The organism is Flavobacterium sp. 2755, from assembly GCF_031455715.1.
In the GTDB taxonomy this organism is placed as follows: domain Bacteria; phylum Bacteroidota; class Bacteroidia; order Flavobacteriales; family Flavobacteriaceae; genus Flavobacterium.
Genome location: NZ_JAVDTG010000005.1, coordinates 230024 through 242494, shown reverse-complemented (window position 1 = coordinate 242494; position 12471 = coordinate 230024). Strand labels below are relative to the sequence as shown.

The 12471-nt window shown below is 33.3% G+C and carries 9 protein-coding genes; 2 read left to right on the top strand and 7 right to left on the bottom strand.

All coding sequences use genetic code 11. From position 1 onward, the window contains the following. Positions 1-106: 106 nt before the first annotated feature. Positions 107-1885, bottom strand: coding sequence for an arginine--tRNA ligase (gene argS / locus J2Y38_RS13835; protein ID WP_309843517.1), 1779 nt, complete (start codon positions 1883-1885; stop codon positions 107-109). A gap of 325 nt (positions 1886-2210) precedes the next feature. Between argS and J2Y38_RS13830 the strand changes: the two genes are divergently transcribed. Continuing rightward, positions 2211-4628, top strand: a complete 2418-nt coding sequence (locus J2Y38_RS13830; RefSeq protein WP_309843514.1) for a TonB-dependent receptor domain-containing protein — start codon at positions 2211-2213, stop codon at positions 4626-4628. Positions 4629-4730: 102 nt separating this feature from the next. Here the strand turns inward: J2Y38_RS13830 and J2Y38_RS13825 are convergent, their stop codons facing one another. The 3 genes from J2Y38_RS13825 to J2Y38_RS13815 form a co-directional block, all read right to left on the bottom strand. Next, the gene (locus tag J2Y38_RS13825; protein WP_309843512.1) at positions 4731-5402 is read right to left on the bottom strand and encodes a copper homeostasis protein CutC; all 672 of its coding nucleotides are present in this window, start codon (positions 5400-5402) and stop codon (positions 4731-4733) included. A gap of 105 nt (positions 5403-5507) precedes the next feature. Beyond that, entirely contained in the window at positions 5508-5831 is a 324-nt protein-coding gene (locus J2Y38_RS13820) for a GIY-YIG nuclease family protein (RefSeq protein WP_309843509.1), read from the bottom strand. A gap of 429 nt (positions 5832-6260) precedes the next feature. Beyond that, positions 6261-7268 carry a 3-oxoacyl-ACP synthase III family protein gene (locus J2Y38_RS13815; RefSeq protein ID WP_035650216.1) on the bottom strand — a complete coding sequence of 336 codons (1008 nt, stop codon included), beginning with the start codon at positions 7266-7268 and terminating at the stop codon, positions 6261-6263. A gap of 264 nt (positions 7269-7532) precedes the next feature. Here J2Y38_RS13815 and J2Y38_RS13810 point away from each other — a divergent pair, with 264 nt between their 5' ends. Then, on the top strand, positions 7533-9944 hold the full coding sequence (locus J2Y38_RS13810) for a prolyl oligopeptidase family serine peptidase (protein ID WP_309843502.1): 2412 nt from the start codon (positions 7533-7535) through the stop codon (positions 9942-9944). Between the two features lie 111 nt (positions 9945-10055). On the opposite strand, the gene J2Y38_RS13805 is transcribed toward J2Y38_RS13810, so the two are convergent. From J2Y38_RS13805 to J2Y38_RS13795, 3 genes are all read right to left on the bottom strand, one after another. Beyond that, positions 10056-11006 carry an ABC transporter ATP-binding protein gene (locus J2Y38_RS13805; protein ID WP_309843499.1) on the bottom strand — a complete coding sequence of 317 codons (951 nt, stop codon included), beginning with the start codon at positions 11004-11006 and terminating at the stop codon, positions 10056-10058. Positions 11007-11112: 106 nt separating this feature from the next. Next, positions 11113-11808, bottom strand: coding sequence for an OmpA family protein (locus J2Y38_RS13800; RefSeq protein ID WP_309843497.1), 696 nt, complete (start codon positions 11806-11808; stop codon positions 11113-11115). A 17-nt stretch (positions 11809-11825) separates the two neighbouring features. Next, positions 11826-12326: a lipocalin family protein gene (locus tag J2Y38_RS13795; protein ID WP_309843494.1), complete on the bottom strand. Its 501-nt coding sequence runs from the start codon at positions 12324-12326 to the stop codon at positions 11826-11828. Between the last annotated feature and the right edge of the window lie 145 nt (positions 12327-12471).

The window sequence follows — 12471 nt, the reverse complement described above, 5'->3', positions numbered from 1 at the left end:
TAAAATATGTCTTATCTTATTATTTTTCATCCTTTTAGTGAACAATTCTAAAACAAAAAGCCGATAGTTTAAAACTATCGGCTTTTTTAATTCTTGTAAAAAGTTTTTACATTCTCTCCGGAACTTCAATTCCTAATAATGTAAAAGCTGATTTTATAACTTCAGCAACTTTTTGCGAAAGCTGTACTCTGAAAATCTTTTTAGTCAAATCCACTTCACCTAAAATGTGAACAGATTGATAGAACGAATTGTATTCTTTTACTAAATCGTAAGTATAGTTTGCAATCAATGCCGGGCTATGATTTTGTGCTGCATTTTGAATTACTTCCGGGAAAAGTTCGATTTGTTTTACCAATTCTTTTTCTTTTTCATGAAGTTCTTCGATGTTGGTTTTTTCAGAAAAATCAAAATCGGCTTTACGGATGATTGATTGAATTCTGGCGTAAGTATATTGAATAAACGGACCTGTATTTCCAGCAAAATCTACAGATTCTTCCGGATTAAACAGAATACGTTTTTTAGGATCTACTTTTAAAATGTAATATTTCAAAGCTCCAAGACCAATTGTTTTATACAATTTTGCTTTTTCATCGGCAGAATAGCTGTCTAATTTTCCTAAATCTTCAGAAATTTGTTTGGCTGTGTCTGTCATATCCTGCATCAAATCATCAGCATCTACAACAGTACCTTCACGGCTTTTCATTTTTCCCGATGGTAAATCAACCATTCCATATGATAAATGATATAGACTTGAAGCCCAGTCAAAACCAAGTTTTTTCAAGATTAAGAATAAAACTTTAAAATGATAATCCTGTTCGTTACCAACAGTATAAACCATTCCGCCAACATCCGGCATATCTTTTACACGCTGAATTGCTGTCCCGATATCCTGTGTCATATAAACTGCAGTTCCGTCAGAACGCAATACAATTTTACGATCAAGACCTTCATCTGTCAAATCAATCCAAACAGAACCATCTGGATCTTTTTCGAAAACTCCTTTATCAAGACCAACTTGCACAACATCTTTTCCTAATAAATAAGTATTGCTTTCGTAATAATATTTATCAAAGTTAACTCCAAGATTCGTGTATGTAGTTGCAAAACCATCATAAACCCATTGGTTCATTTTTTTCCAAAGTGCAATAACAGCTTCATCTCCAGCCTCCCATTTCTTAAGCATTTCCTGCGCTTCAATAATAATCGGCGCTTGTTTTTTAGCTTCTTCTTCGGTTTTACCAGTTTCTATTAATTGGTTGATTTCTGCCTTGTAAGCTTTATCAAACTCAACATAATATTTACCAACTAATTTATCGCCTTTTAAACTTGAACTTTCCGGAGTTTCTCCGTTTCCGAATTTCTCCCAAGCCAGCATCGATTTGCAAATATGAATTCCACGATCGTTGATGATCTGTGTTTTATACACTTTTTTACCCGAGGCTTTAATAATTTCTGCAACAGAATACCCTAACAAATTGTTACGAACGTGTCCTAAGTGTAAAGGTTTGTTTGTATTTGGAGAAGAATATTCAACCATAATTGCTTTATCGGCAGGATCTGGCGTTACATATCCAAACTTTTGATTGTTTTTTATTTCATTGAAGAAATTCAGATAATAACTATCTGAAATTACAATATTCAAAAACCCCGAAACTACATTGAAACGCGCAACTTCAGAAACATTTTCAACTAAGTAGTTTCCAATTTTATTTCCTAATTCGGCAGGATTGCTTTTGATCACTTTTAACAAAGGAAAAATTACCATTGTAATATCGCCTTCAAACTCTTTTCTGGTAGTTTGAAACTCGATTTTATCAACAGAAACGTCAAATAATGCCTGTATTGCTTTTTGTATAGAAGGTGTAAGAATTTGTGATAATGACATGTAAACTTATTTTAAAGTGAGCAAAGATACTGCTTATTCATCAATTACAGAAAATGAAAAACATATTAAATCACATAATCCTGTTAGAATTTCTTAAAAAACGATTTGTTTTGAATGTTAAAATTATCAAAAAATCAAAACGCTAACCTACTACAAAACAGAACTTCCAAAAAAAACAAAAAGTTTTTTTTACTTTTTATGTAACATATCGGCAACAAAATAGTCTTAATAGAGACTTTAAATTTTATTTGAAGTAAAAAAAATCAAAACAAAAACAAAAAAACAACCTCATCATCAATCAAATCAAAACAATCATTATCTCATTATGAAATTAAAATTCTTTCTGCTTGCATTACTGGGGGTAATTGCAACAGCACAAGCCCAGAATACCGGAACGGTCACGGGGAAAATTACCGAAAAATCAAACAATGCACCTATTTCTTACGCAACAGTTTCTCTTAAAGAAAACGGAAAAGTAGTATCAGGCGTTAATACAGATGACAACGGAGATTTTACTGTTAAAAACCTAGCGCTAAAAAGTTATACTATCGAAATTCAATATATTGGATTTAGAAAATATATTGGTTCTGTAATTTTAGCCGATAATAAAAAATCTGCAACCGTAAATGTTTCTCTTGAAGAAGAAGCAACACAGCTTAAAGGTGTTAATATTGTTGCGGAACGTTCGACAATGGAACAAAAAATTGACCGAAAAGTAATTACTGTAGGGAAAGATTTGACGACTGCCGGAGCTTCTGCATCAGATATTATGAGCAATATTCCTTCTGTAAATGTGGATCAGGACGGAAAACTTTCGCTTCGCGGAAATGACAATGTTCGTGTATTAATCGACGGAAGACCTTCTAACATTGATCCTGCTCAGTTATTGAAACAAATTCCTTCAACTTCGATCAAAAAAATTGAGTTGATTACAAATCCTAGTGCAAAATACAATCCGGAAGGAATGTCTGGGATTATTAATATTATTTTACACAAAAATGCTAATACTGGTTTTAACGGAAGTTACAGCGGCGGTATTACTTTTGGTGAAACAGCAAAATACAATCAGTCTTTAGATTTAAACTATAAAACCGGAAAAGTAAATTTCTTTGGAAATGCCGGTAATAATTTTGGAACTTATTTTAACGATGGTCATATCAAAAGATTAGATCAGGATGTGGTTCAAAAATTAGATATTTCTAATGACAATGATAACTATTTGTATAAAGTTGGAATGGATTATTTAATCAATGATCACAATACTTTATCATTTTACACCAATCAAAATAAAGCAAAAGGAACTGGACTTGTAAATACAGATATTGATTACAATAACGGAGATCCGGATATTAAAAATATCTACCAAAAATCAAGATACGAAGGTCCAAACGAAACCGGAACTTATAATTTAGCGTACAAACATATCTTTAAAAAAGAAGGTCATACTTTAGATTTTGAAGGAAACTTTAGTAATACCAGAGAAACTCAAGATGCAGGTTTTGATACTAAAACAACAAAGCCAGACAATACTGCTAGCTCCATTTTGTACAACGATTACATCAATGACAAAAGAAAATTAGGTACCGTAAACGTTGATTACGTAAATCCGTTAAACGACAAAACGACTCTTGAAGCAGGTGCTGAGGCAAGAATTACAAGAACTGACAATATTTACAATACAAGTAATCCAGCAGTTGCTCCTGCGGATCAAGCTTCTATTTATGTTTATGATACAGACATTTACTCTGCTTATGTAACTTTTGGTCAGAAGTATAAAAAATTCAGCTATCAGTTAGGAGCCCGTTTTGAAAGCTATAAAGTTGCTGCTGATTTAAATCACGGCTTCAAAAAATTTGATGATGATTATATTACTTTATATCCATCAGCTTATTTAACTTATAATTTAAATGAAAAAAACGTTTTACAATTAAGCTACAGCCGTCGTGTTGATCGCCCAAGTTTAGAGCAGACAAAACCTATTCGTGAGTTTTCTACTCCATTAGTAACTTCATATGGAAATCAAGAATTAAGACCTCAGTTTACTAATTCTGTTGAAGTAAATTATACTAAAACTCTTGAAAAAGGAAGCATTACTGCGGGAGTTTTTGTAAGAGCTATTAACGATCAAATAAGCAGAACTTTAAGTCCGGATCCTAACGATGCTTCTGGTTACAAACAAATTTTAGGTTTTGCTAATTTCGATCACAATAGTGCTTATGGTTTTGACATTTCTGCTAACTATAAAATTACTAAATGGTGGGATATCCAGCCATCTGTTGATTTTTCAAGTATAAATCAACAAGGTGTTGTGTTCCAGTATGATCCTGCAACAAAATTAAGTTCACCTTTAGAGCGCAGTGTAACAACTTCTGCATTTAATGCTCGTATGAACTCAAACTTTAAGCCTACAAAACGTTTAAGCTTTTTATTATTCGGGTTTTACAGAGGCGGAGTCGAAGAAATTCAACAACATAGAAATGAAATGTACAAAATGGATATTGGTTCACGCTATACATTGTTAGACAATAAGATGAATATCAGTGTACGTTTTAATGATGTTTTCAACACAATGAAATATTCGTTTGATGGCGTTTATCCTTATCCTCAAAATGGTCAGTTTACCTGGGAAAGCCAAACGGTTTATTTAGGTTTAACTTACAACTTTGGTGGAGCAAAAATCAAAAAATTAGAGCGTAAACAAAGAGAAGAAAACACTAATCAAGGTGGTGGCGGAATGTTCTAATCACTGCTTTTATTAGAATCAATTTTAATATTTTTAAATAATTTTCTTGTAGAAAAAAGCCTGAAGTTTGCCAGCTTCAGGCTTTTTTATTTTTGAGAAGTATTATAGGAAATTTTTTAATTCTTTTATTTCTTCGGGATTTGCTGTTTCTGAATTGTTTGTAATTGCAGATGAATGGTAAAAAGTCAAGTCTAATCGTTCTTGTAATAATTTAATATTTGAAGATCGCAAACCGCCGCCCGGCATTATTTCGATTCTGTTTTTAGCAAGATCTTGTATTCGTTCCAAAGCCAAAATTCCTTCTTCTACATTTACCGCCTGTCCCGAAGTTAAAATCGTTTTAAATCCGCAATCGATAATATCTTCAAGAGATTTTTCTACATTCCTGACCACATCAAAAGCACGGTGAAAAGTACAAGGAAGCGGATGTGCCAAATGCACTAATTCCTTATTCTGCCTTTTATTAATATTTCCGCTGTCTTTTAAAATTCCAAAAACAAAACCATCGACACCCAATTTTTTATATTGCTTGATATCTTGTTTCATTTCTATCAGTTCTTCATCAGAATAAACAAAATCGCCACCGCGAGGTCTAATGATAACATGCATTTTAATATTTAAGCTTTCGCGGACTTTCACGACTAATATTGAGTTTGGAGTTGTTCCGCCAAGTTTCATGTTTTCGCATAACTCAATTCGATCTGCACCGTTTTCCTGAGCTATTATTGCCGATTCGTAATTAAAGCATGCTATTTCTAATTGATTTTTTTTCATTGTAAATTATTTAAAAGGGGCTTCGACTTCGCTCAGCCTGACAAACGTTTTTCAGAAATCTCAACATGAGTGTCATCCTGAGCGAAGTCGAAGGCTAATTTACTACTAAACCTCCTTTTTATAAAAATTTTTATGACTTGTTTTATTTAAACATTCTGATAACTTTTTTAAATCTTCCCACTTATCATTTATTATTGCTTCTTTCTTTTTCCTGCTCCAGCCTTTTACTTGTTTCTCGAATGCAATAGCTTGATTTACATCATTAAATTCAGTAAAAAAAACTAATTCTAAAGGTCTTTTATTAAACGTATAACATTCTGTGTTTATACCATAATTGTGTTCATTTAATCTTCTTTCAATATTATTTGTAAATCCCGTATAATAACTATTATCAGAACATTTTAGTATATAAACATAATATTGTTTCATTTTATTTAAAAGTTTTAGCACGAAATAAAAGTAAGAAAAATATTTCTTTTTTATATTTTATTAAGCCCCAATTGTCAGGCTGAGCGAAGTCGAAGCCCCGCTTCTATTGGCACGCCCCTAACTTAGCGTATGTAACAAAGTTTGTTTCTTGATAATTTTTTTTAGTGAAATTGATAGTTTGTCAATTGGGGCGTGGGCTTCGACTTCGCTCAGCCTGACAAATCGTTGAGAACAAAAAAACACTATTTCAAATCAATAACCCGGATGTCATCCTGAGCGAAGTCGAAGGCTCGTTAAAAAAGCTTGCCAATTGGAACGGGGCTTCGACTTCGCTCAGCCTGACAGATCGTTAGTCATCTAAATAAATAGGTATAAAAAAACCTGCTCCAAAACGAAGCAGGTTTTAATTATAATGTAAGATGAATTAATTTACCATTTGATGATTGCACTTGCCCAAGTGAATCCACTACCAAAAGCGGCTAAAACAACGGTATCCCCAGATTTGATTTTACCTTGTTCCCAAGCTTCAGTCAAAGCGATTGGAATAGATGCTGCGGTTGTGTTTCCGTATTTCTGGATATTATTATGAACCTGATCATCGCTTAATTTGAATTTGTTCTGAATGAACTGAGAAATTCTCAAGTTAGCCTGATGCGGAATCAACATATCGATATCTGAAACCTGAAGCCCGTTTGCTTCTAAACCTTCGTTGATAACTTCGGCAAAACGAACCACTGCATTTTTAAATACAAACTGACCGTTCATATACGGATAATAACTTTCGTCGTTAGGATCATTATCTGCTAAAATATCAGTTACCCAACGCGCTCCCATTCCCGGTGCCTGCAAAGCCAATTCTTCGGCATGCTGTCCTTCTGAATGTAAATGCGTTGATAAAATTCCTTTTGTCAAATCTTCTTCACGGCTTAAAACTGCCGCTCCTGCCCCATCTCCAAAAATAACCGAAACCCCGCGTCCGCGAGTGGTCATATCTAATCCGGTTGAATGAACCTCAGAACCAATAACCAAAATATTTTTATACATTCCGGTTTTAATATATTGATCAGCAACAGAAATTGCGTAAACAAAACCAGAACATTGGTTTCTAACATCTAAAGCTCCAACGGTTCTTAATCCTAAATCACGCTGTACCAAAACTCCAGGTCCTGGAAAATAGTAATCCGGGCTTAATGTAGCAAAAACTACAAAATCAATATCTTCTTTGGCAACGCCAGAACGTTCTATAGCAATTTTAGCAGCTTTTACACCCATTGAAGTCGTAGTATCTTCTCCACGAATGATATGTCTTCTCTCCTGAATCCCTGTTCGTTCCTGAATCCATTCGTCATTGGTATCCATTATCTTAGACAAATCATCGTTTGTCACAACATTTGAAGGAACATAATATCCTAAGCCTGCTATTTTTGAATGATACATATAATATTGTTATTTGTTAAAAATTTAGAATGCAAATTTACGTATACTTTAAAACATAAGAGTACAAATTACTATTTTTTTCGGTATTGGCAATTTAATATACTTTAATTATCAGACTGTTTAAAAACAATTACTTTTTGAAAAAACAGTTTTTTGAGGAATTCTTTGAAAAGAATGAAAAATAAGATTTAAAATGTAACAAGACTAAAGTATCTTAGACAAACATTATTGAATACCATTTTTTAAACCCAAAAAATTCAACCCATGAAATTAAAGGTTACGTTGTTCCTATTTTTAAATATCGGTTTTATTTCTTTTGCTCAGGAGAATTTAACTTACCAAAAACCTTCTAAATCTATTTTAGATTTGGCTGACTACCAAAGAGCTCCAACCGTTTCAATGGATACAAAAAAAGAAAATATGCTTTTATTGTACCGAAACACATACAAAACTCTCGACGATTTAAATCAGGACGAAATTCGTTTAGCCGGTATACGAATAAATCCGGTTACTAATATATCAAGTACTGTAACGTATGTTACCAATTTGAAACTTAGAAAAATAAATGGTAAAGAAGAAATTCAGGTTTCAGGTTTGCCGCAAAATCCAAAAATTGCCAATATTCTTTGGTCGCCAAACGATAAAAAAATCCTGTTTTCTCACACGACAAATACGGGTGTTGAACTTTGGGTTTTAGATGTTGCATCGGCTCAGGCCACAAAACTTACGGAAGCAACTGTAAATGCCAATCTTGGAAATCCGTTTAACTGGTTTTCTGACAACGAAACGATTTTGGTAAAAATGCTTCCAAAAAACAGACAGCCGCTTTTAGATTCTAAAAAAGATTTACCAACCGGTCCTATTATTTCTAATACATCTGGAGAAAAATCTCAAAACAGAACGTATCCTGATATGTTGAAAAACAAAAATGACGAAGCTAATTTCGAAACCAGTGTTACGTCTGAGTTATACAAAGTCAAATTAGATGGCGATGCTGTTTTATTTAAAGAAGCAGCCATGTTTGCCGGTGAGAAAATTTCGCCAGATGGCAGTTATATTATGCTGACTACAATTCAAAAACCATTTTCGTATGTGGTGCCTTTAAACAGATTTCCTTCTAAAACAATTGTTTACGACATTAGAGGAAAAGAAATTAAAACGGTTAACGAGGTGCCTCTAAATGAAATTATGCCGAAAGGTTTTATGGCTGTTCGAAAAGGAAAAAGAGAAATGGCCTGGAGAAATGATAAACCTGCAACATTATCATACGTAACGGCTTTAGATGAAGGAGATCCTGCAAATAAAGTAGATTTTAGAGACGAAGTTTTTCTTTGGGACGCTCCTTTTGATAAAGAAGCTTCATCATTAGTTAAAACACCACAACGTTTTAATACTATTACTTGGGGAAATGACAATGTTGCCGTTGTTTCTGATGAATGGTATGATACCCGAAATGAGAAAACGTATTTGATAAATCCTTCAGATGCAAATCAACAGCCAAAATTAATAACTGATAGAAATTCACAAGACGTTTATTCTGATCCCGGCGTTTTTGAAACCAGAAAGAATGAATACAATAAATATGTTTTAGCTCTTGAAAAAGATAATTTGTACCGAATTGGAGATGGTTATACAAAAGATGGCCAGTTTCCTTTTGTTGATGAATTTAATTTAAAAACACTAAAATCAAAACGTGTTTATACTTCGCCTTACAAGGATAAAAAAGAGGAAATTTTAGAAATTGAAGATTTTAAATCTGGTAAAGTTCTGGTTCAGATTCAATCCAAAACAGAATATCCGAATTACTTTTTCAGAAACATTAAAAAACCAAATAGTTTAACTCCAATAACGGATTTTAAAAACCCGTTTGAAAGCATTAAAAATGTAAGCAAAGAGGTAATTAAATACAAACGTAAAGATGGACTGGAGCTTTCGGGAACTTTATACCTTCCTGCGGGTTATGATAAAGCTAAAAAAGAAAAACTGCCTTTATTAATCTGGGCTTATCCGGCAGAATATAAAGACCGAAATAGCGCTGGCCAATCCACTCAAAACTCAAATGAATTTACGTTTCCTTATTACGGATCGTTTGTCTATTGGGTTACAAAAGGATATGTTGTTTTAGATGATGCAGCTTTCCCAATTATTGGCGAAGGAACTACAGAACCAAACGACAATTTTATTTCTCAATTAGTAGACAATGCCGAAGCTGCAATTAATGCAGTAGATGCTCTGGGATATATTAACCGTAAAAAAGTAGCTATTGGCGGACATTCTTACGGTGCGTTCATGACTGCAAATTTATTGACACATTCTAATCTTTTTGCCTGTGGAATTGCGCGAAGCGGAGCTTATAACAGAACGCTGACGCCTTTCGGATTTCAATCTGAACAACGTAATTACTGGGAAGCTCCAGAAGTTTACAATGCTATGTCGCCATTTATGAATGCAGAAAAAATGAAAACGCCAATTTTATTGGTTCATGGCGAAGCCGATAATAATCCTGGGACTTTTACTTTGCAGACAGAACGTTATTTTCAGGCTTTAAAAGGTTTGGGAGCGCCTGCAAGAATGGTAATTTTACCGAAAGAAGCACATGGTTATGTAGCCAAAGAAAATATCTTGCACTTACTTTGGGAACAGGATCAGTTTTTAGAGAAGTATTTGAAAAACTAATTTATTTCTTAAACGATTATAAAAAGTAAACCCGACAGTTTCAAAAACTTGTCGGGTTTATTTTTTTTAAGATCAAAAATTATCTAATTATCTAATTGGCAAATTACCTCATTAAAGATAATTCAGTCCAAGAAATATTTCCTGTTCAAGCGGCAAATCAATTTCACTTTCGAAAAATATTAACTGTCTTTTATAAACGGTTTCAACTAAATAATGTCCTCCCCTAAAATAAGTTCTTCTGATTTTCACCGGAAGTTTAGATTCTGAAACCATTTTAAACTGATGTGGATAAACCAGTGTTTTATGCGTTTCATCTTCGTAAGGAAGCAATAAATGTGTTGCGACCTCATTTACTTCTCCAAATAATGAAGCTACATATTTAGTCTGCGGATCTTCGTATATTTTTGCCGGATCGCCTTTTACGATAATTTCACCATGACGCATTACAATCGCTTCATCTGCAAAAGACAAAGCATCTGTACTGTCATGCGTTGCAATAATACAGGTAATCCCTTTTTGTTTTAAATATTTAAATAGGTTTCGGCGTAAAGCATTTTTACGAAAAGCATCAATCTGGCTAAAAGGTTCATCAAGCAAAATTACTTCCGGCTCTAAAGCTAAAACTCTTACCAATGCCACTCTTTGCTGCTGTCCACCACTTAAAAACTTGGCTTTAACATTAGAAAATTGTTCCATTTCTACCATTTCCAATAATTCCTGAACACGAAGTCTTTTCATGTTTGCAAAACCGTTTGAAAGAAATTTTCCAACATTTTCTGCCACGGTTTCATAAGGCGACAAATCGAAATCCTGCGCCAGATATTTCATATACGGCATTCCGGGAATCAAATTGTATTTTGGTCCCAGAATAGGTTTTTCGTTATAAAATATTTTGCCTTCGTCTAAATCGAACAAACCGTACATAAGCTTTAACAGCGTACTTTTTCCACAACCGCTTTCGCCAATAATGGCAATATTTTCGCCTTTATTGATCGTAAAAGAAACATTATTTATAACTGGTTTATCAGTATACGAAAAAGATATATTTTGAATATCAAGCATGTGTTGTAATTAGAGAGGTCAAATTTACGATGTTTAATTTCTAAAGTCAAAAAAAAAGCTGCTTCAATTATGAAACAGCTTTTTTTATATTTTATTTTATCTGAAATTATTTTCCAGCTTCAGCTTTTGCATCGTTAACCATTTTATCATTTGCTGTAATAGAGAATTCAACACGACGGTTTTGAGCTCTTCCTTCCGGAGTATCATTTGTTGCAATAGGATCAACAATACCTAAACCTGAAGTTTTAAAACGGCTTGATTTTAATCCTTTTGAAACTAAATAAGACTGTACAGAAGCAGCTCTTTGTCCAGAAAGTGTCAAATTATATTCTGGTTTACCTGTATTATCAGTATAACCAAAGATTTGAATATCAGTATCTCCGTATTCATTAAAAACAGGAACTAATTTATCTAAGTTTGCTTTTGCCTGAGGAGTTAAACTTGATTTGTTTGTATCAAAACGAACAGCGTTTTCATTTAAAGTTAAGTGAATCCCTTCACCTACTCTTTCTACAGAAGCACCTGGTAAAGCCTGATCAATTTCACGGGCTTGTTTATCCATTTTGTTACCAATTAAGGCACCGGTTCCACCACCTACAGCAGCTCCAATTGCAGCCCCTAAAGCAGCGTTTCCGCCTTTTCCTAAATTATTTCCTAAAATACCTCCAATAATACCACCGGCAACTACACCGATTCCGGCACCTTTTTGAGTATTATTTGCATTTTTAACTGAATCGCAGCTTGTAAATAAACTAACTAATACAAGTAAACTACTTAAACCTAAAACTGTTATCTTTTTCATCTTTATACTTTTTAATATTAATTAGCTCTTTGAAATTGGTACGTAACATCTTTAACTTGTCCGCCAACATTAATATTGTCGATTAACTGAAAAGAGTTATCTGTTAAACCTGCAACTTTTAGTAAATACCCTGATTTTACATTTTTAGATTTTAATCCCGGATCTACAATTTTAAGAACAAAAAGTCCTTGGTTGTTAATACTCCAAACGATTGGAGAAGTAAAAGCTGTACAATTTGGAGAATTCAGATTCATTGTACCTTTGTTATTATTTGAAATAAAATTCCAGGTACTGCCAATAAAGCATTTAGAATCTGCAAGATCAAATGAGGTTACTTTGATATAATCAGAACCTGCATAAGATACATTAGTAAGAACCCAGTTCCCTTTAATAGCGACTTGAGTAGGTCTGTCAAGTTTAGTCGAAAGCGTTGTTGCTTCTGTTGAAGCTGTAGACGAAGATGATTTACACGCGAATAACACTGTGGCAATCATGCAAATGAAAATTATTTTCTTCATTTTGTACATTTATTTAAGTTAATACTTACACGTTTAACAATTATTGTACCACAAATATACGATTCATTGCGCGAATTTCTTTTTTAAAATCTAATTATTTTCTTTCAAAATTAACATTTACGACAATTTGTCATCTAAAAAAAAT